Genomic DNA, 24,505 nt, shown 5'->3' with positions numbered 1-24,505 from the left:
TTAGGCGAGGGCCTCGCGGGCGCGGCGTGCGAGATCGGCAGCACCGGGAACGCGGCGGCGCTGGTAGACCGCGAGAGTGGAGCGGATTGAGGTGATCGCCTTGCGGGTGCGGTCGGAGGTCATGCCCTCCATCAGGACCAGGGCCTGAGTCCAGGCGGCGACGGCCTCGTCGGCGCGGGCCTGGGCGGCGAGGCTGTCGCCGAGGTCGGCGTGGGTAAGGGCGTGGACGCGCTTGTACTTCACAGGGTCCCAGCGGGTGAGGGCGTCCCGGTGCTGCTGTTCGGTGCCGATGTGGTCGGCAAGGTCGGTCAGGGTGCGGGCGGTGTGGCTGGCCACAGTGCCGGCGGCCGGGCCGCTTACGCGGGAGTAGCTGGGCTGGGGACCGTCGTCCCGTAGGAGGGCGTCCTCGGCGGCGAGCAGGGCGCGTGCGGCCGACGAGTTCTCGTCGATGGCGGCGAAGGCGCGGGCGTGGGTGATGTGGAGGAGGGCCTCGGTCCGGCCGTCGACGTGGCCGAGACCTGTGCGTAGGGCGCCTTCGACGAGGTCGACGCAGTGGTGGGGCTGTTTGAGGCTCAGTGCTTGGTGGGCGAGGGCGCGCATCATCCCGGCGGCGTGGCCGTGGGGGTCGGCTTCGCAGGCGAGCTTGTAGCCGACCTGGTAGTAGCGCTGTGCGGCGCCTTCCTGGCCGAGGTCGTGGTGCTTCCACCCAGCGAGGTAGGCGAGTTCGGCGACGGCGCCGAAGGCGGCCCGGCGTAAGCCTTCGCTGGGGAAGCGTCCGCGCAGCATGGGGGCGGCGGTGTCGGCGAGGTACGCGGTGACGGCGGTCAGGCCGTGCCCGCCGCCGAGGCGCTCGTCGGCGGCGCTGAAGGCCGCCGTGATCTGCCGTACGACGTCCACGTCCTCTGCCCCGACCATGGACGTGCCGGTGCGGGCGCGGAGCATGCGGGCGGTGGCTTCGTGGTCGTAGCCGAGCGGCATGGCGACGCCGGCGGTGGTGAAGGCCGCGATGGCGAGGAAGCGGCGGCGCTCGACGTCGGCGCGGCCCAGGTCGGTGACCGCGAGGACAGGGTCGGATTCCGCTGGCTCTTCGTCATCACCGGCCTGGAGGCCGATCTCGGTCTGGGTGACCGTGCGCCCCGCTCTGCGGGATAGCGCCTCGGCCAGGTACTGGCCTACCCGGCCCGAAGGGGCACGGGTGCCGTTCACCCAGTGCGAGATGGCCGACTTATTGGTCTGGAGGATCTCGCCGTTCTCGGCGGCGATGCGCCGCACGTCTCTGGCGAAAGCCTCGTAGGTGCAGCCGACCGCCTCAATGGCGTCGCGCAGACGGGAGTTGGGTTCTCTCTGCGCCGTCACGATCGCCTCCGCCCTGGAGCTGTAAACCACGTATACCGCTTCAACTGCCTTCCACCGTACCCACTGAGCGTGACCATCGGTTCACTTATCAGTAGCCGCCCGGAACGGCGCGACCGTGATCCAGGCTCCCCCTTGGTCCAGGCGGCACCCCAAAGTTCCGTACGCCCACACCAGGCTCGGGCATTCCTGTGCCCGAGACCGGCCAATCAGAGACGGAGACACGGTGACCACCATCGACACCACGGCCATCACGGTCGAGCTGCCCGAGGCGTTCGACCCGCGCTGGAGCCGCCTGCCCGGCATCCAGGTCGACGGCCGGCGCATCACCATCGACCCGGCCGAGTACTTCTTCCGCTTCGAGTCGAACACCTGGCTCGTCGCCGACTGGGAGCTGGTCAAGTCCCAGCTCCTGGACGTGGACGAGACGGCCGAGAGCGCGGTCGAGCAGCTCGCGCTCGACTTCATCAAGCAGCACAGCAAGTCCACGTCCGACGCGTCCCGCGTCCTGGCCACCGCGTACGAGGTGTACGCGTACCTCTTCCGCGAGGAGCACCTGGCCAGCCTCGGCCTGCCGCAGATCACCGCCGACCACCTGCGGATGCTCCGCGAGGCGGCCACGCTCATGGCGCTCAACAAGGTCGAGCTGGACGGGCACATCTCCAACGTCGGCCCGTGCTGGTTCTTCCCCGCCGCTACGTCCGTCGTCTTCGACCTGGACGACGAGATGGGCGGGATGCTCGACGAGGTCTACCACGGCGGCTGGTTCAACGAGCACCGCCGGATCGAGTCCATCAAGGCCCACGCGGCGCTCGGCGGCCGGCTCGTGCATGGGTGCCAGTCCGTGCCGGACCAGTCCGGCGGCGTGGTCGCGCCCTACGGTGCCTCGATGGCGAACTTCCGTGACGACCTCGCGGCCTTCAAGGCGGGCTGGATCGAGCAGGTCTACGCCCACCGAGTGAACCCCGCCGCGTAACCCACCCGATCAGGCTCCGGGACGGGCCGGTATCTCTCGCCCGCCCCGGACGCCACCATCTCCCCGGAGCCCTCCTGTGACCACGAACCCCAGCGCCGAACTCCTCGACAACCTGCTCACCGCGACCGGCCAGACCACCGCCGTACGGGAGGAGGTGCGCGTGTGGTCCATGTCCGGCGTCGAGCGCGTGGCCTTCCCCGACGGCTCCACGGCCATCTTCAAGTACGCCAAGAAGCCCTTCGACAGCGAGGACCAGACCCTCCGCCTGGCCCACACCCTCGGCGCACCCGTCCCCCAGGTCCACGCCTCCGCCGTCCTGGACGGCTGGCTCGGCATGCTCATGGAGGACCTCGGACCGTCCGTCCGCGAGGCTCATACCCTTCCCCGACGAGCACGGCTCGACCCCGGCCACACACGCCCGCCACGACGTCGTCCCAACCGGCCGCAGCGCCGACAACCCGGTCACCATCTGGCTCCACCCTGCCCACGGCCGCCTGCTCATGGACGTGATCCGCACCGGCCTGGTCACCCCCGTCTGGTGCACCAGCTGGCGGCAGGACGCCACCACCATCATCGGCCCCCTTCTTGGCCTTCCGGTGCTGCCGTACGTCGACCTGCCGCGCCCCCAGATCACCACCAGCCACCCCAACGGCTACCTCTGGAAACGCGACCACGTCGACGCCTGGCTCGGCGACGCGCCCGCCGTCTGGATCGACGACGACTTCACCGGTCTTGACCTCGCCTGGGCGGCGGAGCGCACCGCCAAGGGAAGGCCGACTCTCCTCGTTCAACCCGACCCGCACCTCGGGCTGCAGCCCGAGCACCTGGCTGAGGTCACGACGTGGGTCGCGCAGTTACCCGTAGCCCGAGCCGCCTGACGACTGGCGCCCTCGCTGCCGCGGACAGCGAGGGCATCAGGGTGCGGAACGGGCGGCCCGAACGCGACCTCGACTGGTGGGCTGGCTCATTCAGGCCTCCTCTGTCACGCCACGTCAGGCCGTCGACCCGTTACGGCGGTACTCCTCGGAGGGCATCGAGTCCCATTCAGTATTCGCGCCGTCGCGCGGCACCATGAACAACGGGCGCGATCAGAGGACCGGCCCGACTAGTTGCCCTCTCCAGCTCCGACAGGTCTCGCCCGACCAGCGGGATTCCGTCATATGCGACCTGGGGACCGTACACGGCGTCGACAGCAATGCAGAAGAGGCCCACAGCTTGACTCACATAGGCTGTGACGGCAGATGGAGATGGAGCCGCCCCGTGACGGCGGACCTCGACCGTCCAGGTCGGCGAGAAGATTGCGTGGTCCGGTGCACAATCGCTGACCCTCGTCTGGCCGAGTGTCTCAGCCGCCTCGACCACTTCGTCGACGGTCATACCGAACCGGAGCGGTCCCACGCCGACAGCCGGCGCATAGGACCACTCGTCCCGTCCGGCGACTCCGGAATCGGCTTCGGCCTTGACCGCCATAGTCGCCCCTCTAGAGACACCTGAGAACGCGAAAAGCCGTGAACTCAGCGATCGCCTCCGGCGACGGCTTCCGGTGCCCACGCGAGGGCTGGATAACGGGTCCCGCTGAACGTCTACGAGGTCGCCGACCTGGCGGCCGACGACTGCGGAGTGGGCCACGGCCGGTCGTCAGGTGTCGTTGCGGGGCCGCCGGCCAGTACGTAGTCGCGGTACTCATCGCCCGCCATGGACTCCCCCGCGCGCTGACCGAAGTCAGCACGCTGCGGACTCTGTGCGGACCGCAAAGGCCGCCCAACCCGCTCCGCAGCAGGTCAGACGGCCTTTCGCCGAACGTATTAGACGTTGAAGCGGAACTCCACCACGTCCCCGTCCTGCATGACGTAGTCCTTGCCCTCCATGCGGGCCTTGCCCTTGGCGCGGGCTTCGGCGACGGAGCCGGTGGCGACCAGGTCGTCGAAGGAGATGACCTCGGCCTTGATGAAGCCCTTCTGGAAGTCGGTGTGGATCACACCGGCCGCCTCGGGGGCCGTGGCGCCCTTCTTGATGGTCCAGGCGCGGGACTCCTTGGGGCCGGCCGTGAGGTAGGTCTGGAGGCCGAGGGTGTCGAAGCCGACGCGGGCCAGGGTGGCGAGGCCGGGCTCGTTCTGGCCGACCGACTGGAGGAGCTCCAGGGCCTCCTCCTCGTCCAGCTCGGCGAGGTCGGCCTCGAGCTTGGCGTTGAGGAAGATCGCCTCGGCGGGGGCGACCAGGGCGCGCTGCTCGTTCTTGAAGTCCTCGTCGGTCAGCTCGTCCTCGTCCACGTTGAAGACGTAGAGGAAGGGCTTCGTGGTGAGCAGGTGCAGGTCGTGGAGGAGCTCGGCGCGCTCCGAACCCTGGACGACGCCGTGCGCGAAGAGCGTGTCGCCCTTCTCCAGGATCTCCTTCGCCTCCTCGACCGCCTTGACCTTGGGAGCCACGTCCTTCTTGATCCGCGACTCCTTCTGGAGGCGCGGAAGGACCTTCTCGATGGTCTGGAGGTCGGCGAGGATCAGCTCGGTGTTGATCGTCTCGATGTCGTCCTTCGGCGAGACCTTGCCGTCGACGTGGACGACGTTCTCGTCCTTGAAGGCGCGGATGACCTGGCAGATCGCGTCGGACTCACGGATGTTCGCGAGGAACTTGTTGCCCAGGCCCTCACCCTCGGAGGCGCCGCGCACGATGCCCGCGATGTCGACGAAGTCGACGGTGGCCGGAAGGATGCGCTCGGAGCCGAAGATCGAGGCAAGCTTGGCCAGCCGGCCGTCGGGGACACCGACCACGCCGACGTTGGGCTCGATCGTGGCGAACGGGTAGTTGGCCGCCAGCACGTCGTTCTTGGTCAGGGCGTTGAACAGGGTCGACTTGCCGACATTGGGCAGGCCGACGATTCCGATCGTGAGCGACACGTTGCGACTTCCCGTGGATGAGAGGGCCAAGAGCTGCGGGGGTGCCAGGGCCGAGGAGGGCACTCGCCGATCCCCCAGTCTACGGCGTCCCCGGCGAGTGCCTCCCGAGAGCGTCGAACGCCCGGCCAAGCCCTGCCCACCGGCGTGTCTGATGGGCGATTCGGCACATAAGCCGACCTAAGTTGGTCCAGTGGAGCAACACAGGACGCGACCCCCGAACGACGGACGGCGACGCGGCACGCCGCCCACCCCGCTGCCGCCGCAGGGCCGGCGCGGGGCGGCCGGTGAGCGCAGGCCGGGACCGGACGCGGACCGGGACATACGACGGGTGAGGGTGGCGCGCCCGGCGCCGCCGGTGCGGCGGCTGCCGAACCCCCGGCTCACCGGGCTCGGCACCGGGCTGTTCTGCCTGGCCGCGATGGTCCTGCTCGGCTGCCTGGACCAGCTGCTGTTCGACGGCGTGCCGGCGGTGTACGGCGTGCTGTTCCTGCCGGTGTGCGTGCTGACCGCGCTGTGGGTGCGCGCCGGGGATGTGCTGACCGCGCCCGTGGTGGTGCCGATCGGCTTCGCCGCCGGGCTGCTGACCGTCGCCGACGGCGGCGGGGGGCTGCTCGGCCGGCTGATGGGGCTGGTCACCGGCCTGGCCACACAGGCGGGCTGGCTGTACGGGGGGACGCTGATCGCGGGGGCGATCGTGCTCGTACGACGGGTGGGCTGGGTGCGACAACGGCAACGGCAGCGCCGGACCGGCTGAACCGCCGGTCCGGCTCACGGCTCCCGGCTCAGCACTCCTGGGCGGCTCTCATCGCCGCTCCCACGATCCCCGCGTTGTTCTGGAGCTGGGCGGGCACGATCTCGGCCTTGACGCCCTCGATGTAGTGCAGGAACTTGGCCGCCTTGCGGCTCACCCCGCCGCCGATGACGAACAGCTCCGGCGAGAACAGCATCTCGACATGGGCCAGGTACTTCTGGACCCGGCGCGCCCACTGCTCCCAGCTGAGGTCGTGGTCCTCCTTGGCCTTGCTGGAGGCCCGCTTCTCGGCGTCGTGGCCATGCAGCTCCAGGTGGCCCAGCTCGGTGTTGGGAAGCAGGACGCCGTCCACGAAGACGGCGCTGCCGATGCCGGTGCCGAAGGTGAGCAGGACGACCGTGCCCCGTCTGTCCCGGCCGGCGCCGAACTGCATCTCGGCGACGCCGGCCGCGTCCGCGTCGTTGACCACGGTCACCGGCAGCCCGCCCAGCCGGGAGCTGAACAACGCGCGCGCGTCCGTGTCGATCCAGCTCTTGTCGACGTTCGCCGCCGTACGCACCGTGGACCCGCCGGTGACCACTCCGGGGAAGGTCAGCCCGACCGGGCCGGTCCAGCCGAAGTGGTCGATCACCTGCTTGACCCCGTCGGCCACGCCGTCGGGCGTCGCCGGGTGCGGGGTGAGCACCTTGCAGCGCTCCTGGGCCAGCTCGCCCCTGTCCAGGTCCACAGGGGCGCCCTTGATCCCGGATCCGCCGATGTCCACGCCGAAGATCTGCATGGCCCTACGTTACGACGGACGACTGACAGTCACGCCCCGATCGGTCCGCGAGCGTCGGCTCAGGCCTCGGCGGTACCGCTTCCGCCGCGCGCGGCCACCAGGGCGGCGGCCTCCTCGCGCAGGTCGCGGCGGAGCTCCTTGGGCAGCGAGAAGGTGATGGACTCCTCGGCCGCCTTGACGATCTCCACATCGCCGTAGCCGCGCTCGGCGAGCCACTGGAGGACCTCCTCGACCAGGACCTCCGGGACGGAGGCGCCGGAGGTGACACCGACGGTCGTCACGCCCTCCAGCCAGGCCTCGTCGATCTCGCCGGCGAAGTCCACCAGGTAGGCCTCGCGGGCGCCGGCCAGCTTGGCGACCTCGACCAGGCGCTTGGAGTTGGAGGAGTTGCGCGAGCCGACCACGATGACCAGCTCGGCCTCGGAGCCCATCTGCTTCACGGCGAGCTGACGGTTCTGGGTGGCGTAGCAGATGTCGTCGCTGGGCGGCGAGACCAGCCCGGGGAACTTGGTCTTCAGGGCGTCGACGGTCTCCATGGTCTCGTCCACGGAGAGGGTGGTCTGCGAGAGCCAGACGACCTTCGACGGGTCGCGGACCTCGACCTTGGCGACGTCCTCGGGGCCGTCCACCAGCTGGATGTGGTCGGGGGCCTCGCCGGAGGTGCCGATGACCTCCTCGTGGCCCTCGTGGCCGATCAGCAGGATGTCGTAGTCCTCGTTGGCGTACCGGACGGCTTCCTTGTGGACCTTGGTGACCAGCGGGCAGGTGGCGTCGATGGTGGCGAGGCGGCCCTGCCTGGCCTCCTCGTGCACGGCCGGCGCGACACCGTGGGCGGAGAACATGACGATGTTGCCGGGCGGCACCTCCTCCGTGCGCTCGACGAAGATCGCGCCCTTCTTCTCCAGGGTCTGCACGACGTACTTGTTGTGGACGATCTCGTGCCGGACGTAGATCGGGGCCCCGTACTGCTCCAGGGCCTTCTCGACGGCGATCACGGCGCGGTCCACACCGGCGCAGTAGCCCCGGGGGGCGGCGAGCAGGACACGGCGGCCAGAGGAAGCGGTCATGCGCCCCATCGTAAGGGCCGCCCGCGATCGGCCGCACAGAGATCGCGTCGCGGGGTACCGGCGGAAAGACTAGGAGGGGTACGCCGACCGGGAGGTGCGCATGTTCGCCGGCACGCATACGACGCCGACGCCGTCCCCCGCCGACGAACACCACCGACTGCGGCGCAGCCTCGGCTTCCGCGACCTGGTGGTCTACGGGCTGCTGTTCATCGCGCCCATGGCGCCGGTCGGCGTGTTCGGCACGCTGGACGCCAGGTCGCACGGCGCGGTCGCGCTGGTGTACCTGGTGGCCACGGTCGCCATGGCGTTCACCGCGTTCAGCTATGCGCAGATGGTGCGGGTGGTGCCGCAGGCCGGGTCGGTGTTCGCCTACGCGCGCGCGGGGCTCGGCCCGGGCGCGGGGTTCATCGCGGGGTGGATGGCGATGCTGGACTACGTGCTGATCCCGGCGGTGGCCTATCTCTTCTCCGGGATCGCCCTGCACGCGCTGGTCCCCGGGGTGTCCCGGTGGGCGTGGACCGCGCTGGCCGTGGTGGTCACGACGCTGCTGAACCTGTGGGGGGTGCGGGCCGCCGCGCTGGTCGGGTTCCTCGTGCTGGTCCTGGAGGTCGTGGTCCTACTGGTGTTCGTGGTGTCGGCGGTCGTGGTGCTGGCGCGGGACGGGGCGCAGCGGGGGCTGTGGTCGCCGCTGTCCGGGGACGGCAGCCAGGGCGCGTTCGCGCCGTCGGCGGTGGTCGGGGCGGTGTCGGTGGCGGTGCTGTCGTATCTGGGCTTCGACGCGATCGCGACCTTCGCGGAGGAGGTCGGCGGGGGCTCGGCGAAGGTGGCTCGGGCGCTGCTGTGCTGTCTGGCGCTGGCCGGGGTGCTGTTCGTGGCGCAGACCTATCTGGTGGCGCTGCTGGAGCCGACGACGTCCGCGCGGCTGGCGGCCGAGCCGGTGCGGCAGGGGTCGGCCTTCTACGACGCCGTGGACGCGTCGGTCGGTGGCTGGCTGCGTGATCTGGTGGCCGCGAGCAAGGCGGTCGGGGCGGCGTTCGCCGCGCTGGCGGGGCAGGCGGCGGCCGGCCGGCTGCTGTTCGCGATGGGCCGGGACCGGCGGCTGCCGCGGGCGCTGGCGCGCACGGATGCGGGGGTTCCGCGGGTCGCGTTGCTGGTCTCGGCGGTCATCACCATGGGGGCGGCGGTGTGGGCGGCGCGGCGGGGGGACGGGCTGGACAAGCTGGTGTCGGTGGTCGACATCGGGGCACTGACCGCGTTCACGCTGCTGCACGCGAGCGTGGTGGGGTATTTCGGGCGGCGCAGGGCGGGGTGGAGCTGGTGGCGGCACGGGGTGGTGCCGGTGGTGGGCGCGGGGGTCACGATGGCGGTGATCGCGGAGGCGAGCAGGGCGGCGCAGGTGGTGGGGGCGGTGTGGCTGGTGTGCGGGGTGGGGGTGCTGGTGGCGCAGCGGCGCGGGAGCGGCGCCCCTTAGGGGCGCGGGGAACTGCGCGACCGGCCACGACGGAGCCGCGCACCTCGGACGGCAGCGAGCCCCACGGTGGCAAGGACCCGGTGCCCGAGAGACCGACGGCGCGGGGCTGCGCCCCTTAGGGGCGCGGGGAACTGCGCGAGCGGCCACGACGGAGCCGCACTCCTCGGACGGCAGCGAGCCCCCACCATGGGAGGGACCCGGTGTCACAGGGGACCGTTACGCTCGGCGCATGGCTGTGAACACGTCCCCCGAAGCCCCGCTTCCCGTCGGAGAGGTCTCCCGGATGATCGGGGGCTGGATCGACCGGCTCGGCGCCGTCTGGGTCGAGGGGCAGATCACACAGTTGTCGCGGCGGCCCGGTGCCGGGGTCGTGTTCCTGACGCTGCGCGACCCGTCGCACGACATCTCCGTGAGCGTGACCTGCTACCGGCAGGTGTTCGACGCGGTCGCGGACGTCGTCGGGGAGGGCGCCCGGGTCGTCGTCCTGGCGAAGCCCGAGTGGTACGCGCCGCGGGGGCAGCTGTCGCTGCGGGCCGCCGAGATAAGGCCGGTCGGCGTCGGCGAGCTGCTGGCCCGGCTGGAGCAGCTGAAGAAGGCGCTCGCGGCCGAGGGGCTGTTCGCCCCGGAGCGGAAGAAGCCGCTGCCGTTCCTGCCGCAGCTGATCGGGCTGGTCTGCGGACGCGCCTCCGCCGCGGAGCGGGACGTGCTGGAGAACGCCCGGCACCGCTGGCCCGCCGTCCGCTTCGAGGTGCGCAACGTCGCCGTGCAGGGCGTGCACGCGGTGCCGCAGGTCGTGCAGGCGGTGAAGGAGCTGGACGCCCTGGAGGACGTGGACGTCATCATCGTCGCGCGGGGCGGCGGCAGCGTGGAGGACCTGCTGCCGTTCTCCGACGAGCAGCTCGTCCGGGCGGTGGCGGAGTGCCGTACGCCCGTGGTGTCGGCGATCGGGCACGAACCGGACAGCCCGCTGCTCGATCACGTCGCCGATCTGCGTGCCTCGACGCCGACGGACGCGGCCAAGAAGGTCGTACCGGACGTCGGTGAGGAGCTCGAGCGGGTGCTGATGCTCCGGGACCGCGCCCGGCGCTGTGCGCGGGCATTCGTGGAGCGGGAGGAGCGGGGGCTGGCCCATGCGCTGGCCCGGCCGTGCATGGAGGATCCGCACCGGATGCTGGACGAGCGCGCCGATCAGGTGGCCGCCCTGGCGGAGCGGGGCCGGCGCACCCTCGGTCATCTCCTCGACCGCGCGGACTCGGAGCTGTCGCACACGCACGCGCGTGTGGTGGCGCTCTCCCCCGCGGCCACGCTCCGGCGCGGCTACGCGGTGCTGCAAAAGGCCGACGGGCATGTGGTGCGCGATCCGGCCGAGGTGACGGGCGGCGAGGCGCTGCGGGCCCGCGTCGCCGACGGTGAATTCACAGTGAAGGTGGGCGAATGACGAGCAAGGTGGACGAGGCGCTGTCGTACGAGCGGGCGCGGGACGAGCTGATCGAGGTGGTACGGCGGCTGGAGGCGGGCGGTACGACGCTGGAGGAGTCCCTCGCTCTGTGGGAGCGCGGCGAGGAGCTGGCCAAGGTGTGCCGGCGCTGGCTGGAGGGCGCGCGGGCCCGGCTGGACGCGGCGCTGGCCGAGGAGGAGGAGACCGAGTAGGGCGCCGGCGGGACTCGGTCCGCGTGAGGCGGGTCACCCCGGCCAGAGGTTGGTTGAAGGTTAAACCTCATTGACGTAGGGTCGTACCCGTCAGCCGGTCCGCACCCCTGGACCGGACGCGCATCCGAGGAAGGCACGCATGTCTCTCGTTCTTGACCCCGCCGCCCAGGACCTGCTGTTCCGCGAGGCCCGCACCGCGAACACCTTCACCGACGAGCCGGTGACCGAGGAGCAGGTCCAGGCGATCTACGACCTGGTCAAGTACGGCCCCACCGCCTTCAACCAGACCCCGCTGCGCATCACCCTGGTCCGCTCCCCCGAGGCCCGTGAGCGCCTGGTGAAGCACATGGCCGAGGGCAACCAGCCGAAGACCGCCGCCGCCCCGCTGGTCGCGATCCTCTCCGCGGACAACGAGTTCCACGAGGAGCTGCCGGCCCTCTTCCCGGCCTTCCCGCAGGCCAAGGACCTCTTCTTCGCCGAGCGTCCGGCCCGGGAGGGCGCCGCCGCGCTCAACGCCGCGCTCCAGGCCGCCTACTTCATCGTCGGCGTGCGCGCCGCGGGTCTGGCCGCCGGCCCGATGACCGGGTTCGACTTCGAGGGCGTCCGCAAGGAGTTCCTGGACGAGGACCACACCCCGCTGATGATCGTCAACATCGGCAAGCCGGGCCCCGGCGCCTGGTACCCGCGCTCGCCGCGACTGGCCTACGAGGACGTCGTCACGACCGTCTGAGCCACTACGGCACACCAGAAGAGGCCCCCAGCACCGCCGGGGGCCTCTTCTCGTGTGTTCGCGTGCGCCGGCGGGCAGGTCAGCCGGTCTTCAGCGCCGCCGCCATCTTCGTCAGCTCGGTGAAGGACGCGGTGCCGGCCACCACCGTGGTGGAGCCGGGCGTCTTCTCCAGGACGAGGGCGTCGTAGCGGCCGCCGGTGTAGCGGGTCCAGGTGCGGCCGGCGATCTGCTCGGTCCGCTGGGTCGCCGAGGCGCCCTGGCTGGCGTCGTCGATGAACCCGGCGCGCTTCTGCGTGGACTGCTCGACCTGGACGTACTGCCCGTCCGGGGTCTGGAAGCCCAGGTGCCAGTGGTCGCCGCCGTCCTCCTGGAAGCTTACGGAGGTCGCTTTCCAGGTACTCGGCAGGCCCTCGGGTGCCGCGACCGGGTAGCCCGCGGCCCGGCGGGCCGTGAGCAGCTCGACCCGGTAGTCGACCCGCTTGAGCTCCGGAGCGTGATCGTCGTGCGGGACGCCGACGAACCAGATGCCGACCGCCACGACGGCGATCAGGGCCAGGGAGAGAACCATGTCCCGGGCCGTCTTCTGCTTGCCTTTCGAACCTGCCACGCCCTCTATCGTCGCAGGTGCCCCAAGCGCTCATCCGTGGGGTCCCCTGCTCATTTTGTCTGCCTAACGATAGAGTCAGGGGCACTACCCTCATCCGGCCGTCGTCGTATCAGAAAGGTGCGCTCCGATGACCGAAAATCATCATCTGCCGTCCGAGCTTGACGTTCCCTCCGAGGCTCCCGACCGCAACCTCGCCCTGGAACTGGTCCGGGTGACCGAAGCCGCGGCGATGGCCGCGGGCCGCTGGGTGGGGCGCGGCGACAAGAACGGCGCCGACGGTGCCGCGGTGCGCGCCATGCGGACCCTCGTCTCCACCGTCTCGATGAACGGCGTCGTCGTCATCGGTGAGGGCGAGAAGGACGAGGCCCCGATGCTCTTCAACGGGGAGCACGTGGGCGACGGCACCGGCCCCGAGGTCGACATCGCCGTCGACCCGATCGACGGCACCACGCTGACCGCCAAGGGCATGCCGAACGCGATCGCCGTCCTGGCCGCCGCCGAGCGCGGCGCGATGTTCGACCCGTCCGCCGTGTTCTACATGGACAAGCTGGTCACCGGCCCCGAGGCGGCCGAGTTCGTCGACATCGACGCGCCCGTGGCCGTGAACATCAAGCGCATCGCCAAGGCCAAGCGGTCCGCGCCGGAGGACGTCACCGTCGTCATCCTCGACCGGCCGCGGCACGAGGGTCTGATCCGCGAGGTCCGGGAGGCCGGCGCGCGCATCAAGCTGATCTCCGACGGCGATGTCGCCGGCTCCATCTACGCGCTGCGCGAGGGCACCGGCGTCGATCTGCTGCTCGGCATCGGCGGCACCCCCGAGGGAATCATCTCGGCCTGCGCCGTGAAGTGCCTCGGCGGCACCATCCAGGGCAAGCTGTGGCCCAAGGACGACGAGGAGCGGCAGCGGGCCATCGACGCCGGGCACGACTTGGACCGGGTGCTGACCACCGACGACCTGGTGTCCGGCGAGAACGTCTTCTTCGTCGCGACCGGCATCACCGACGGTGAGCTGCTGCGGGGCGTGCGGTACCGGTCGGAGACCGCGCTGACCGAGTCGATCGTGATGCGGTCGAAGTCGGGGACGGTGCGCAGGATCGACTCCGAGCACCGGCTGAGGAAGCTGCGGGCCTACAGCGCGATCGACTTCGACCGGGCCAAGTAGCACCTGCCGGGACGTGCGGCGCCCCCTGTGCGGAGGGGGCGCTGATCTCATCCGGCCCGGCGGCGGCTCTCCCTGCGGCTACGCGGCCGGGCTCATCCCGCTATGCGGTTGGTGGTCGCCCGCGCCGCCTTCTTCAGCTCCAGGTCCCGCCGGCGGCGCCTCGCCAGCACCACGCGGCGCTCCGCCGCCGTCAGGCCGCCCCAGACGCCGTAGGGCTCGGGCTGGAGGAGGGCGTGTTCGCGGCACTCGACCATGACCGGGCAGCGGGCGCAGACGCGTTTGGCCGCTTCCTCACGGGACAGCCGGGCCGCGGTCGGCTCCTTCGACGGGGCGAAGAACAGCCCCGCCTCGTCACGCCGGCACACCGCCTCGGTGTGCCACGGGGCGTCCTGGTCCCGGTCCCTGCCTCGATCCCTGTCCTGTGCCGGCATCCGCTGGGCCGGAACGGCAGCTACATGCAGGGACGAATGCGGCGGTTGCAGCACGGTCTACTCCTGACGACGGCTTCGCGGGCGAGACACGATGCAGCAAGGCCTACCCGCTGTGCGCGGGCCTATGCACAGCGTTCCCAAGCGCAGGCGCACGGCGGCTCGTTCGCGCCCCCGGTACAGCGCCACCGGCGCAGCGCCCCCGGCGGTCCGGCCGTCCGCCCGGCGGGCGATGCGCGGCCGTCAACGCCCCAGGTGCTTGCGCAGCTTCCGGTCGACCTTGTCCTGGGTGCGCTCCAGCTTCCGGTCGACCTTGCTCTGCACCCGCTCCAGGATGTCCGCCACCCGCCGGCCGCGCTTGGCCCGCGCCTCCACATTGCCGAGCACGGCCCAGCCGTCGACGTAGACGACCGGCGCGTTCGCGTCGACCGAGTCCAGCGTGTCCACCTCGAAGTTGCCGAGGACGCCGCCGCCGGTGCCGCGCAGCGACACGTTCTCCGGCACCCGGATCTGGACGTCGCCGAAGACCGACACGGCCTTGATGACGACCTGCTGGTACTCGAAGATCGCCTCGCTCAGGTCTATCTCGACGCTGCCGAAGACCGAATACGCGTGCAGCCGGCGCCCGGCGCGCCAGCGGCCGCGGCGGACGGCGCTGCTGAAGACCGCGACCACGCTGGCGTCGGCCTCGGCGGGCAGCGCGTCCGGGGCGGGGCGTGGCGCGGCCGCGGTGTAGGCGGAGGCGGCCGGCCGCTGGTGGGCGCCGGGCAGGTCCTGGAGGAAGACCTCCAGTTCACCCACGGTCTTGGCGCGCAGCACGCCGTCCACGCGCTCGGCGTGCTCGTCGGCGGTCAGCCGGCCCTCGGCGAGGGCCTCACGGAGGATGTCGGCGACCCGGTCACGGTCGGCGTCCGAGGCGCGCAGCCCGCCGGGGCCCGGGACACCCAGGGCGCTCGGGGCGGCGGTCGCGTCGGTCGTGTCGGGGGTTCGGGCGGGCTTCTGAAGGTCCACGGCAGCAGCGTACCGAAACGCGATAGATCGCGACTAGGGGCTGTGGAAAACCCCGGCGTGTCGAACTGAGCCTTACCTCACAGGTTCCGTGTCGGCGGCAGGTTCTAGGCTGGTGAGGCCCGCCAGCGTCGGCGGGCGGCCGTCCGTCAGAGTGAGGAATGGGCTGAGATGCCTGAGTTCGCGTACACCGATCTGCTCCCCCAGGGAGAGGACACCACCCCGTACCGGCTGGTGACGTCCGAGGGCGTCTCCACCGTCGAGGGCCCGGACGGGCGGACGTTCCTCAAGGTGGAGCCGGAGGCGCTGCGCACGCTGGCCGCCGAGGCCATCCACGACATCCAGCACTATCTGCGCCCCGCCCACCTCGCCCAGCTGCGCCGGATCATCGACGACCCGGAGGCGTCCGGCAACGACAAGTTCGTCGCGCTGGACCTGCTGAAGAACGCGAACATCGCGGCGGCCGGCATGCTGCCCATGTGCCAGGACACCGGCACGGCGATCGTCATGGGCAAGCGCGGGCAGAACGTGCTCACGTCCGGCGAGGACGAGAAGCACCTCTCCCACGGCATCTACGACGCCTACACCAAGCTCAACCTGCGCTACTCGCAGATGGCTCCGCTCACCATGTGGGAGGAGAAGAACACCGGCTCCAACCTGCCGGCCCAGATCGAGCTGTACGCCACGGACGGCGGCGCCTACAAGTTCCTGTTCATGGCGAAGGGCGGCGGCTCCGCCAACAAGTCCTTCCTCTACCAGGAGACGAAGGCCGTCCTGAACGAGGCCTCCATGATGAAGTTCCTGGAGGAGAAGATCCGTTCGCTGGGTACGGCCGCCTGCCCGCCGTACCACCTGGCGATCGTCGTCGGCGGCACCAGCGCGGAGTACGCGCTGAAGACCGCGAAGTACGCCTCCGCGCACTACCTGGACGAGATCCCGGCGGAGGGCTCGGAGCTGGGCCACGGCTTCCGCGACAAGGAGCTGGAGGAGAAGGTCTTCGAGCTGACCCAGAAGATCGGCATCGGCGCGCAGTTCGGCGGCAAGTACTTCTGCCACGACGTGCGGGTGATCCGGCTGCCGCGGCACGGCGCGTCCTGCCCGGTCGCCATCGCCGTCTCCTGCTCGGCCGACCGCCAGGCCGTCGCGAAGATCACCGCCGAGGGCGTCTTCCTGGAGCAGCTGGAGACCGACCCGGCGCGGTTCCTGCCGGAGACCACGGACGAGCACCTCGACGAGTCCTCGGACGTCGTCAAGATCGACCTCAACCAGCCGATGGACACGATCCTCGCGGAGCTGACCAAGTACCCGGTCAAGACCCGTCTCTCGCTGACCGGTCCGCTGGTCGTGGCCCGTGACATCGCCCACGCCAAGATCAAGGAGCGGCTGGACGCGGGCGAGGAGATGCCGCAGTACCTGAAGGACCACCCGGTGTACTACGCGGGCCCGGCGAAGACGCCCGAGGGGTACGCCTCCGGTTCCTTCGGCCCGACGACGGCCGGCCGGATGGACTCCTACGTCGAGCAGTTCCAGGCGGCGGGCGGCTCCAAGGTGATGCTGGCGAAGGGCAACCGGTCCAAGCAGGTCACCGACGCGTGTGCCGCGCACGGCGGCTTCTACCTCGGCTCCATCGGCGGCCCCGCCGCCCGTCTCGCCCAGGACTGCATCAAGAAGGTGGAGGTCCTGGAGTACGAGGAGCTGGGCATGGAGGCCGTGTGGAAGATCGAGGTCGAGGACTTCCCGGCGTTCATCGTGGTGGACGACAAGGGCAACGACTTCTTCCAGGACCCGGCCCCGGCGCCGACGTTCACGTCGATTCCGGTTCGCGGGCCCGGGCTGGCGTAGTACCTCGGGTGCGGCGGGGGACGGATCTCGCCCCCGCCGCCCCTACCCGTCCCCTCCCAGGGAGGCGCCGTCAGCCCCGGCGGTAGCCCGCCCACAGGGGGCCGCCTGCCAGGTCCAGGGCCTCCTGGACCGCCGCCGTGAAAGCGTCGGCCCCCTCGGCCGTACCGGCGACCGCCGCCGCCGCGGCCGCCGTCAGCCGGCCGTGCAGGCCGGGGTCGGCCATGGCCAGACGGCGGGAGAGCCACTTGCCGCCGCCCAGCCAGTGGCCCCCCGTGAGCAGCACCAGCTCGGAGGCGCGCCGGAGCAGGTCGGCCACCAGATAGGTGCGCTCCAGCGGGTCGGTGCAGCCGCGGAAGTCGTCCAGGGTGTCGGTGAGCGCGTACCGCCGGTCCGCCAGCTCGGCGGCCGGGACGGGCGGCGGGCCCGCGGCGAGGCGTTCCCGGGCCTCGGTGCGCAGGGCCGCGCCGAGGCCGTCCGCGTCGGCCAGCAGCATGCCGTGCGCGCACATGTGCAGCAGCGGTGAGCTGCGCCCGGCCGTCTCCCGCTCCGCGAAGGCCCGCCAGTCGGCCTCCGTCTGGACGAACAGCTCCACCGGCCAGCCCCGGTGCACCAGGCTCTCCCGGAAGGGCGCGGGCGGCCCGGCCAGCAGCACGACGATGTCCAGGTCCGAGGTGGGGGTACGGCGCTCGGTCAGCACGCTTCCGGCGAGGAACGCGGCGCGCGCGTCGGGGAAGCGGGCGTGCACCAGGTCCCGTGCGATCGTCACATGATCCATCGGCCCAGTGTGGCGGACCGCGGCCCGTACCCGACCGGCCCAGCCCTCGGAACATACGCGTCCGTCCGATCGCTGTACCCGGCATGAGCGACTACCGCATCGAGCACGACTCCATGGGCGAGGTCAGGGTTCCGGCACACGCGAAGTGGCGGGCGCAGACCCAGCGTGCCGTCGAGAACTTCCCGGTCTCGGGGCAGCGGCTGGAACGCGCCCACATCGAGGCGCTGGCCCGGATCAAGGGCGCCGCCGCCAAGGTGAACGCCGAGCTGGGAGTGGTGGACAAGGACATCGCCGAGGCGATCCAGGAGGCGGCCCGGGAGGTCGCCGAGGGGACGTGGGACGAGCACTTCCCGGTGGACGTGTTCCAGACCGGCTCGGGGACCTCGTCCAACATGAACACCAACGAGGTCATCGCCACCCTGGCGAGCGAGCGGCTCGGCCGGGACGTGCACCCCAACGACCACGTCAACGCCTCGCAGTCGTCCAACGACGTCTTCCCGTCCAGCATCCACATCGCGGCCACCGCCGCCGTGACCCACGACCTGATCCCGGCCCTCGACCACCTCGCCGCCGCCCTCTCCCGCAAGGCCGACGAGTTCGCCGACGTCGTCAAGTCCGGGCGGACGCACCTGATGGACGCCACCCCGGTGACCCTGGGGCAGGAGTTCGGGGGGTACGCGGCCCAGGTGCGGTACGGCGTCGAGCGGCTGCGGGCGTCCCTTCCCCGGCTCGCCGAACTGCCGCTCGGCGGGACCGCGGTCGGGACCGGGATCAACACCCCGCCCGGGTTCTCGGCCGCCGTGATCGAGGAGGTCGCCCGGGTCACCGGGCTGCCGCTGACCGAGGCCCGCGACCACTTCGAGGCGCAGGGTGCCCGGGACGGGATCGTGGAGACCAGCGGCCAGCTCAGGACCATCGCGGTCGGCCTGACGAAGATCGCCAACGATCTGCGGTGGATGTCGTCGGGGCCGCGGACCGGGCTCGCGGAGATCCGGCTGCCCGATCTCCAGCCGGGGTCGTCCATCATGCCGGGCAAGGTGAATCCGGTCGTACCGGAGGCGGTGCTGATGGTCGCCGCGCAGGTGATCGGCAACGACGCCACCATCGCGACCGCCGGTGCCGCCGGCAACTTCGAACTCAACGTCATGCTGCCGGTCATCGCCAAGAACGTGCTGGAGTCGGTCCGGCTGCTCGCCAACGTCTCGCGGCTGCTGGCCGACCGGACCGTCGACGGCATCACCGCCGACCGTGAACGCGCCCGGGAGTACGCCGAGTCGTCCCCGTCCGTCGTCACCCCGCTGAACAAGTACATCGGGTACGAGGAGGCCGCGAAGGTCGCCAAGAAGTCGCTCGCCGAGCGGAAGACGATCCGCGAGGTGGTGCTGGAGGGCGGATACGTCGAGCGGGGCGAACTGACGGCGCAGCAGCTGGACGAGGCGCTGGACGTCCTGCGGATGACCCGCCCGTGACGGCCCGGTGACCCGGCACGTCCCCGGCGGCGAACGTTTCCGGCCACCGCCGGGGACCGTGACCCGCACCGCAGCGACACGGTCCCGGGACACCTAATATCTGTCCATGACGGACGACGGAGCGATGACACAGATGGCAGCCGGACCCCTGACCTACTGGGCCCCGGGGACACCGATCCTGTGGCGGTACCGGGAGAACTCCGGTGCGCACTTCCACATCGCACGGCCCGTCACCGTCGTCCGCGACGACGCCGAGCTGCTCGCCGTCTGGATGGCCCCCGGCACCGAGTGCGTCAAGCCGGTGCTGGCCGACGGCACCCCGGTCCACCAGGAGCCGCTGGAGTCCCGCTACACCAAGCCCCGCGCGGTGCAGCGGGGCCGCTGGTTCGGCACCGGTGTGCTGAAGCTGGCCCAGCCCGGCCGGCCCTGGTCGGTGTGGCTGTTCTGGGAGGCGGGCTGGCAGTTCAAGAACTGGTACGTCAACCTCGAGGAACCGCTGGCCCGTTGGGCGGGCGGGGTGGACTCCGAGGATCACTTCCTGGACATCACGGTCGATCCGGACCGCAGCTGGCACTGGCGCGACGAGGACGAGTTCGCCCAGGCCCAGCGGGACGGGCTGATGGACGCGGCGACCGCCGAGCGGGTCCGGGCGGCCGGGCGGGAGGCGATCGGGGTGATCGAGGCGTGGGGGGCGCCGTTCTCCGACGGCTGGCAGCACTGGCGCCCGGACCCCTCCTGGGCGGTACCGTCACTCCCCGAGGACTGGGACCGCACCCCCGCGCACGTGTCCTCATGAGACCCTTGATGCGCCCCCGGGCAAGAAACGTAGGATCGTCCTCCGCAAGGGCGTACAACAGCAGCAACTACCGGAGCAAGCACCGGGCCTGACCGATCGTCACCGAGGGGCGTCAGCACGTGAACGAGGGGTACCAGGGCACCATCACCGGCCGTGCGGGCCCCGCCGGTGGCACGGCGACAACCGCTCAGCACGCGGAAATTCCGTTCCTGGGGCACGTATTGCGGGTATCGGGACTTCTGCGGGACCAACTGCGCGCCCGGCGCGCAGCCCCGGACGGATGGATGCGACACGCGTGACGGAGCAGCCCACCTCCTTCGAGCGCCCTCAGGGCGCCGACCCCGCGGAGGCCCGCGGGGCGCTCTTGCGTACCCCGACCCAGCTCGGCATGCCCGCCTTACCGGTCCAGGCCCGGTCCGACGGGACGCCCTCCGGCCCCGGGACGGCCACGTCCCGCGGCCCGGGTGACCAGGGGAAGGAGCCCTCAGTCAACGGTCCAGAGCACTCCCAGCCGGCCACCGCCGAACCCGGCGCGCACCGCCCGCGTCCCGCGACGGAGGGGATTCCGCCGCAGCCCGGTGCCGAGCAGGACCGGACACCGGGCGCCACGGAGCGCCGTACCGGGCGGGGACTGCCGCCGGGGCGGCCGATGCCGATGCGGCGCGACGGCGACCGGCTCAGGTTCGTCGGCGCGGCCACCCGGCGGATCGCCCGCGGCCTCGACCTGGACGAGATCGTGATGGGCCTGTGCCGGGCCACGGTGCCGACCTTCTCGGACGCGATCCTCGTCTATCTGCGCGACCCGCTGCCGGTCGGCGACGAGCGGCCCACCGGCCCGGTGATGCTGCGGCTGCGCCGCACCGACCGGATCCCGGAGGAGCGGGACACCGACGGTGTGCTGCTGCCGCCGGCCTTCGAGCCGGAACCGGATCCCTCCCCGCTGGCCGATCTGTCGGCGCTGACCACCGAGCTGTGCGAGGTGCTGCCCGGCGGTGCGCTGAACGAGGTGCTGCGCGGGGTGCGCCCGGTCTTCGCGGACGCGCCCGCCGCCCGGGCCGCGCTGCCCGAGCTGCTCGGCGAGGACGGCGAGGCGCTGGTGCCCTCCGGGCAGCACGCGATCCTCGCGCCGCTGCGCGGCCGGCGCCGGGTGATCGGCGCGGCGCTGTTCCTGCGCCGCCCGGAGCGGCTCGCCTTCGAGGCGGACGACCTGCTGGTGGCCGCGCAGCTGGCCACGCACAGCGCGCTCGGCATCGACAAGGCGGTGCTGTACGGCCGGGAGGCCTACATCGCCGACGAGTTGCAGCGCACCATGCTGCCCGAGACGCTGCCCCGGCCGACCGGTGTGCGGCTCGCGTCCCGGTACCTCCCGGCCGCCGAGACGGCCCGGGTGGGCGGCGACTGGTACGACGCGATCCCGCTGCCCGGCAGCCGGGTGGCGCTGGTCGTCGGAGATGTCATGGGGCACTCGATGACCTCGGCGGCGATCATGGGGCAGCTGCGCACCACCGCGCAGACCCTGGCCGGGCTGGACCTGCCGCCGCAGGAGGTGCTGCACCACCTGGACGAGCAGGCGCAGCGGCTGGGCACCGACCGCATGGCGACCTGCCTGTACGCGGTCTACGACCCGGTGACGCACCGCATCACCATCGCCAACGCCGGCCATCCGCCGCCCGTGCTGCTGCATCTGGGCGGGCGGGCCGAGGTGCTGCGGGTGCCGCCGGGCGCGCCGATCGGCGTGGGCGGGGTGGATTTCGAGGCGGTGGAGCTGGACGCGCCCGCCGGGGCCACGCTGCTGCTGTACACCGACGGGCTGGTGGAGTCCCGGCTGCGGGACGTGTGGACCGGCATAGAGCAGCTGCGGGAACGGCTGGCCGCGACCGCCCAGTTGACCGGCCCGGACCATCCGCCGCCGCTGGAGGCGCTGTGTGACGAGGTCCTCGACATGCTCGGTCCGGGCGACCGGGACGACGACATCGCGCTGCTCGCGGCCCGCTTCGACGGGATCGCGCCGAGCGATGTGGCGTACTGGACGCTGGCTCCGGAGGACTCGGCGCCGGGCCAGGCCCGTCGGCTGGCCCGGCGTGCGCTCGCCCGCTGGGACCTGGAGGAGCTGACGGACTCGGTGGAGCTGCTGGTCAGCGAGGTCGTGACGAACGCCGTACGGTACGCGTCCCGGCCGGTGACGCTGCGGCTGCTGCGCACGGACGTGCTGCGCTGCGAGGTCGGCGACGATGTGCCGCAGTTGCCGCGGCTGCGGCAGGCGCGGGCCACGGACGAGGGCGGGCGCGGCCTGTACCTGGTGAACCGGCTGGCCCGGCGCTGGGGCGCGACCCGGCTGAGCGTGGGCAAGGTGGTCTGGTTCGAGCTGAACCGGAGCTGACGGCCGTACACATGCACAAGGGCGCCCGGTGTGCACCGGGCGCCCTTCGTGTGTCCGCTCCCTGCCGGCCGCTACTGGTTGGCCGGGTCCAGCGGGTCCTCCGGGGTGATCGGGTCCGTCGGCTCCTGGCTGGTCGGCGTCTGGGTCGGCGGGGTCTGGGTGGGCGTCCGGGACGGCGGCGCGCTGGTCGGCGTCTGCGTGGGGGTCCGGGACGGCGGCGCGGACGACGTCGGTGCCTTGCTGGTGGGCGTCTGCGAGGGCGTCCGGGTCGGGGTGTGGCTGACCGTCGGCGGCGGGGTCGGGGCGACGGCGGCGCCCTGGGTGGTGTCCAGCTCGAACGTGGCGGCGTGGGTCACGCCGAAGGTGTACTGGGCCCAGATCTGTGCCGGGTAGGTGCCGCCGTTGACGCGGCCCGAGCCGGGCAGTTGTCCGGTCGCGCCCGTCAGGGAGACATGGCGGCCGGTGCCCTTCTCCTCGCCGAACAGGCCGACGGAGGTGACCAGGTCGGGCGTGTAGCCGGTGAACCAGGCGGACTTGTCCTCGTCGGAGGTGCCGGTCTTGCCGGCCACCTGCTGGCCGGCGCGCAGCGGGTTGTCGGCCACGTGCTCCTTCGCCGTACCGTCGTCGACCACGCCGGTGAGCACCGAGGTGACGGTGTCGGCGGCGCTCCGGCTGAGCACGGACGCGCCGAGCGAGTCCGGCTTGACGGTACGGCCGTTCAGCTCGGCCGACTTGATGATCGACGGGGTGACCCGGTCGCCGTGGTTGGCGAAGGTGGCGTAGATGCCGGCCATCTCCAGCGGGCTCGCGCCCATGGAGCCCAGGGTCTGGGCGGGCACGGCCTGCATGCCCTTGGTGTCCATGCCGAGCTGCTTGGCGGTGTCCATCACCCGGGTCATCCCGACGTCCACGCCCATCTGCGCGAAGACCGAGTTGACCGAGTTGTTCATCGCCTGCTGGACGGTGATGGGCCCGTAGTCGACGTCGTCCTCGTTGGGCGGTGCGAAGCCGGCCTTGCTGCCGTGGTCCACGACCGGGCGGCCGCTGGTGCCGTCGTAGACGGTGTCGGCGCTGATCGGGGTCCCGTCCTGGGTGGTGGCGCCGTTCTGGAGCGCGGCGGCGAGGATGACGGGCTTGAACGTCGAGGCCGGCTGGTAGTCCCGCCGGGTGGCGTTGTCGATGTAGTGCTTGTAGTAGTCCTGGCCGCCGTAGAGCGCGACGATCTGGCCGTTCCGTGGGTTGACCGAGACGGCTCCGGCCTGGACGTTGCGGTCGACCTTGCGCTGCTTGGGCTCGAGCTTGCCGGTCAGCTGGGTCTTGACGGCCTGTTCCAGCGCGGCCTGCTTCTTGCGGTCGACGCTGAGCGTGATGGTCCAGCCCTTGCGTTCGACCGCGGTCTCCGCCTGGGCCTGGGTCAGCCCGTCGGTCTGCATGAGCCGCTGTTCGAGCTGCTGGTTGGCGAGCTCGACCAGATAGCCCTTCTGCCCGTCGAGGCCCGGGGCGCCCTTGGGGGCCCTGGGCTTGGGGAAGTGCATGGCCTGCCGCGCGGCGGGGTCCAGCCAGTGCTGCTTGACCATGTTGTCGAGGACGTAGTTCCAGCGCTCCTTGACCAGCCGCTTGCCGGTGTCGCTCGCGACGGCCCAGTCGTACTGGCTGGGCGCCTGGAGCAGGGCGGCGAGATAGGCGCCCTGCTGGACACTGAGCTTCTTGGCGTCGATGTGGTAGTACGCCTGGGCCGCGGCCTGGATGCCGTAGGCGCCACGGCCGTAGTAGCTGGTGTTGATGTAGCCGGCGAGGATCTGGTCCTTGGTCTTCTCGCGGTCCACCTTCAACGAGATGACCAGTTCCCTCAGCTTGCGGGTGACGGTCTGGTCCTGGTTGAGGTAGTAGTTCTTGACGTACTGCTGGGTGATGGTCGAGCCGCCCTGCTTGCCCTTGCCGGTCAGCGTGTTGAGCATGGCGCGGGCAGTGCCCTTGAAGTCGATGCCGACGTCGTTGTAGAAGCTCTTGTTCTCGGCGGCCACGAAGGTCAGCTGGACCTTGCGGGGCACCTTCGACAGGTCGACGATCTCGCGGTTGGTCTTGCCGTCGCGGGCCAGCACCGTGCCGTCGCTGAACTTGTAGACGTTGCTCTGCTGCTGGGCGGCCGCGTTCGCCTGGGGGATGTCGACGGACAGGTAGAGCGCGATGAAGCCGCCGATCAGCAGCAGGCACAGCCCGAAGAAGGTGCCGAGGACCTTCTTCCAGGTGAACAGCCGGCGTATGAGCGGCCTGCGGCCGGTCTCGGGCCCGGAGCGGCGCGGCTGGGGCGCCGCGCGGCGGCCACCGCGCTGCCGCGCTCGTCTCTCTTCCGCTCGTCCCATGAGTC

The 24,505-nt window shown here is 71.4% G+C and carries 22 protein-coding genes and 1 pseudogene; 13 read left to right on the top strand and 10 right to left on the bottom strand.

The genetic code is table 11. The features are described 5' to 3' along the window. Nucleotides 1-1,356, bottom strand: coding sequence for a tetratricopeptide repeat protein (locus ACWCV9_RS31775; RefSeq protein WP_450791742.1), 1,356 nt, complete (start codon nt 1,354-1,356; stop codon nt 1-3). 223 nt (nt 1,357-1,579) lie between these two features. On the opposite strand from ACWCV9_RS31775, the gene ACWCV9_RS31770 reads away from it, so the two are divergent. The 3 genes and pseudogenes from ACWCV9_RS31770 to ACWCV9_RS31760 all read left to right on the top strand — a co-directional run bounded on the left by ACWCV9_RS31770 (nt 1,580) and on the right by ACWCV9_RS31760 (nt 3,207). Next, nucleotides 1,580-2,329, top strand: a complete 750-nt coding sequence (locus tag ACWCV9_RS31770; protein ID WP_450791741.1) for a hypothetical protein — start codon at nt 1,580-1,582, stop codon at nt 2,327-2,329. Nucleotides 2,330-2,405: 76 nt separating this feature from the next. Then, nucleotides 2,406-2,711 (top strand): annotated as a pseudogene (locus ACWCV9_RS31765) (aminoglycoside phosphotransferase family protein); the annotation flags it as partial. Further along, nucleotides 2,704-3,207 (top strand): hypothetical protein, encoded by a 504-nt coding sequence (locus ACWCV9_RS31760; RefSeq protein WP_450791796.1) that lies wholly within the window; start codon nt 2,704-2,706, stop codon nt 3,205-3,207. The pseudogene ACWCV9_RS31765 and the gene ACWCV9_RS31760, both read left to right, overlap by 8 nt. Before the next feature lie 166 nt (nt 3,208-3,373). On the opposite strand, the gene ACWCV9_RS31755 is transcribed toward ACWCV9_RS31760, so the two are convergent. Together ACWCV9_RS31755 and ychF are read right to left on the bottom strand one after the other, a co-directional pair. Next, nucleotides 3,374-3,799, bottom strand: coding sequence for a hypothetical protein (locus ACWCV9_RS31755; protein WP_450791740.1), 426 nt, complete (start codon nt 3,797-3,799; stop codon nt 3,374-3,376). 335 nt (nt 3,800-4,134) lie between these two features. Continuing rightward, nucleotides 4,135-5,223, bottom strand: coding sequence for a redox-regulated ATPase YchF (ychF, locus tag ACWCV9_RS31750; protein WP_450791738.1), 1,089 nt, complete (start codon nt 5,221-5,223; stop codon nt 4,135-4,137). A gap of 190 nt (nt 5,224-5,413) precedes the next feature. Between ychF and ACWCV9_RS31745 the strand changes: the two genes are divergently transcribed. Next, a complete protein-coding gene (locus tag ACWCV9_RS31745) occupies nt 5,414-5,977 on the top strand; it encodes a DUF6542 domain-containing protein (RefSeq protein ID WP_450791736.1) in 564 nt (187 codons plus the stop codon). Between the two features lie 28 nt (nt 5,978-6,005). Here ACWCV9_RS31745 and ppgK read toward each other — a convergent pair whose 3' ends face one another. Both ppgK and ACWCV9_RS31735 read right to left on the bottom strand, forming a co-directional pair. Beyond that, nucleotides 6,006-6,752, bottom strand: coding sequence for a polyphosphate--glucose phosphotransferase (ppgK, locus tag ACWCV9_RS31740; protein WP_450791734.1), 747 nt, complete (start codon nt 6,750-6,752; stop codon nt 6,006-6,008). 59 nt (nt 6,753-6,811) lie between these two features. Beyond that, nucleotides 6,812-7,828, bottom strand: a complete 1,017-nt coding sequence (locus ACWCV9_RS31735) for a 4-hydroxy-3-methylbut-2-enyl diphosphate reductase (protein ID WP_450791732.1) — start codon at nt 7,826-7,828, stop codon at nt 6,812-6,814. 91 nt (nt 7,829-7,919) lie between these two features. Here ACWCV9_RS31735 and ACWCV9_RS31730 point away from each other — a divergent pair, with 91 nt between their 5' ends. The 4 genes from ACWCV9_RS31730 to ACWCV9_RS31715 all read left to right on the top strand — a co-directional run bounded on the left by ACWCV9_RS31730 (nt 7,920) and on the right by ACWCV9_RS31715 (nt 11,670). Further along, nucleotides 7,920-9,290 carry an APC family permease gene (locus tag ACWCV9_RS31730; RefSeq protein WP_450791731.1) on the top strand — a complete coding sequence of 457 codons (1,371 nt, stop codon included), beginning with the start codon at nt 7,920-7,922 and terminating at the stop codon, nt 9,288-9,290. Nucleotides 9,291-9,519: 229 nt separating this feature from the next. Then, on the top strand, nt 9,520-10,728 hold the full coding sequence (gene xseA, locus ACWCV9_RS31725) for an exodeoxyribonuclease VII large subunit (RefSeq protein ID WP_450791729.1): 1,209 nt from the start codon (nt 9,520-9,522) through the stop codon (nt 10,726-10,728). Continuing rightward, a complete protein-coding gene (locus tag ACWCV9_RS31720) occupies nt 10,725-10,940 on the top strand; it encodes an exodeoxyribonuclease VII small subunit (RefSeq protein WP_450791728.1) in 216 nt (71 codons plus the stop codon). Before xseA ends, ACWCV9_RS31720 begins: the two co-directional genes overlap by 4 nt. A gap of 139 nt (nt 10,941-11,079) precedes the next feature. Further along, nucleotides 11,080-11,670 (top strand): malonic semialdehyde reductase, encoded by a 591-nt coding sequence (locus ACWCV9_RS31715; RefSeq protein WP_450791727.1) that lies wholly within the window; start codon nt 11,080-11,082, stop codon nt 11,668-11,670. A gap of 79 nt (nt 11,671-11,749) precedes the next feature. Here ACWCV9_RS31715 and ACWCV9_RS31710 read toward each other — a convergent pair whose 3' ends face one another. Then, the gene (locus ACWCV9_RS31710) at nt 11,750-12,277 is read right to left on the bottom strand and encodes a DUF4245 domain-containing protein (RefSeq protein WP_450791725.1); all 528 of its coding nucleotides are present in this window, start codon (nt 12,275-12,277) and stop codon (nt 11,750-11,752) included. A gap of 127 nt (nt 12,278-12,404) precedes the next feature. On the opposite strand from ACWCV9_RS31710, the gene glpX reads away from it, so the two are divergent. Next, entirely contained in the window at nt 12,405-13,439 is a 1,035-nt protein-coding gene (gene glpX / locus ACWCV9_RS31705) for a class II fructose-bisphosphatase (protein ID WP_385840250.1), read from the top strand. Between the two features lie 92 nt (nt 13,440-13,531). Here the strand turns inward: glpX and ACWCV9_RS31700 are convergent, their stop codons facing one another. Together ACWCV9_RS31700 and ACWCV9_RS31695 are read right to left on the bottom strand one after the other, a co-directional pair. Continuing rightward, nucleotides 13,532-13,924: a WhiB family transcriptional regulator gene (locus ACWCV9_RS31700; RefSeq protein ID WP_385840251.1), complete on the bottom strand. Its 393-nt coding sequence runs from the start codon at nt 13,922-13,924 to the stop codon at nt 13,532-13,534. 186 nt (nt 13,925-14,110) lie between these two features. Beyond that, nucleotides 14,111-14,878 (bottom strand): DUF1707 SHOCT-like domain-containing protein, encoded by a 768-nt coding sequence (locus ACWCV9_RS31695; RefSeq protein ID WP_450791724.1) that lies wholly within the window; start codon nt 14,876-14,878, stop codon nt 14,111-14,113. A gap of 168 nt (nt 14,879-15,046) precedes the next feature. On the opposite strand from ACWCV9_RS31695, the gene ACWCV9_RS31690 reads away from it, so the two are divergent. Beyond that, nucleotides 15,047-16,717: a fumarate hydratase gene (locus ACWCV9_RS31690; RefSeq protein WP_450791722.1), complete on the top strand. Its 1,671-nt coding sequence runs from the start codon at nt 15,047-15,049 to the stop codon at nt 16,715-16,717. A 70-nt stretch (nt 16,718-16,787) separates the two neighbouring features. On the opposite strand, the gene ACWCV9_RS31685 is transcribed toward ACWCV9_RS31690, so the two are convergent. Next, a complete protein-coding gene (locus ACWCV9_RS31685) occupies nt 16,788-17,492 on the bottom strand; it encodes a nucleotidyltransferase domain-containing protein (protein WP_450791721.1) in 705 nt (234 codons plus the stop codon). A gap of 83 nt (nt 17,493-17,575) precedes the next feature. Here ACWCV9_RS31685 and ACWCV9_RS31680 point away from each other — a divergent pair, with 83 nt between their 5' ends. The 3 genes from ACWCV9_RS31680 (at nt 17,576) to ACWCV9_RS31670 (ending at nt 22,137) form a co-directional block, all read left to right on the top strand. Then, nucleotides 17,576-18,961, top strand: coding sequence for a class II fumarate hydratase (locus ACWCV9_RS31680; RefSeq protein WP_450791719.1), 1,386 nt, complete (start codon nt 17,576-17,578; stop codon nt 18,959-18,961). 106 nt (nt 18,962-19,067) lie between these two features. Then, entirely contained in the window at nt 19,068-19,757 is a 690-nt protein-coding gene (gene fomD, locus ACWCV9_RS31675) for a cytidylyl-2-hydroxypropylphosphonate hydrolase (RefSeq protein ID WP_450791718.1), read from the top strand. Between the two features lie 295 nt (nt 19,758-20,052). After that, a complete protein-coding gene (locus tag ACWCV9_RS31670) occupies nt 20,053-22,137 on the top strand; it encodes a SpoIIE family protein phosphatase (protein ID WP_450791716.1) in 2,085 nt (694 codons plus the stop codon). 71 nt (nt 22,138-22,208) lie between these two features. On the opposite strand, the gene ACWCV9_RS31665 is transcribed toward ACWCV9_RS31670, so the two are convergent. Beyond that, on the bottom strand, nt 22,209-24,500 hold the full coding sequence (locus tag ACWCV9_RS31665) for a transglycosylase domain-containing protein (protein WP_450791714.1): 2,292 nt from the start codon (nt 24,498-24,500) through the stop codon (nt 22,209-22,211). Nucleotides 24,501-24,505: the final 5 nt, after the last annotated feature.

This window comes from Streptomyces sp. NPDC001606 (assembly GCF_053596835.1).
The sequence above is the reverse complement of the archived record's forward strand: the minus strand, read 5'-3'. Positions and strand labels throughout refer to the sequence as shown.

What these genes read in the sequence shown, in the direction of transcription:
- ACWCV9_RS31755 (WP_450791740.1), bottom strand. Translation starts at nt 3,799, where the DNA reads ATGGCGGTCAAGGCCGAAGCCGATTCCGGAGTCGCCGGACGGGACGAG.
- ppgK (WP_450791734.1), bottom strand. Translation starts at nt 6,752, where the DNA reads ATGCAGATCTTCGGCGTGGACATCGGCGGATCCGGGATCAAGGGCGCC.
- ACWCV9_RS31735 (WP_450791732.1), bottom strand. Translation starts at nt 7,828, where the DNA reads ATGGGGCGCATGACCGCTTCCTCTGGCCGCCGTGTCCTGCTCGCCGCC.
- ACWCV9_RS31730 (WP_450791731.1), top strand. Translation starts at nt 7,920, where the DNA reads ATGTTCGCCGGCACGCATACGACGCCGACGCCGTCCCCCGCCGACGAA.
- xseA (WP_450791729.1), top strand. Translation starts at nt 9,520, where the DNA reads ATGGCTGTGAACACGTCCCCCGAAGCCCCGCTTCCCGTCGGAGAGGTC.
- ACWCV9_RS31720 (WP_450791728.1), top strand. Translation starts at nt 10,725, where the DNA reads ATGACGAGCAAGGTGGACGAGGCGCTGTCGTACGAGCGGGCGCGGGAC.
- ACWCV9_RS31715 (WP_450791727.1), top strand. Translation starts at nt 11,080, where the DNA reads ATGTCTCTCGTTCTTGACCCCGCCGCCCAGGACCTGCTGTTCCGCGAG.
- glpX (WP_385840250.1), top strand. Translation starts at nt 12,405, where the DNA reads ATGACCGAAAATCATCATCTGCCGTCCGAGCTTGACGTTCCCTCCGAG.
- ACWCV9_RS31690 (WP_450791722.1), top strand. Translation starts at nt 15,047, where the DNA reads ATGCCTGAGTTCGCGTACACCGATCTGCTCCCCCAGGGAGAGGACACC.
- ACWCV9_RS31685 (WP_450791721.1), bottom strand. Translation starts at nt 17,492, where the DNA reads ATGGATCATGTGACGATCGCACGGGACCTGGTGCACGCCCGCTTCCCC.
- ACWCV9_RS31680 (WP_450791719.1), top strand. Translation starts at nt 17,576, where the DNA reads ATGAGCGACTACCGCATCGAGCACGACTCCATGGGCGAGGTCAGGGTT.
- fomD (WP_450791718.1), top strand. Translation starts at nt 19,068, where the DNA reads ATGACGGACGACGGAGCGATGACACAGATGGCAGCCGGACCCCTGACC.
- ACWCV9_RS31665 (WP_450791714.1), bottom strand. Translation starts at nt 24,500, where the DNA reads ATGGGACGAGCGGAAGAGAGACGAGCGCGGCAGCGCGGTGGCCGCCGC.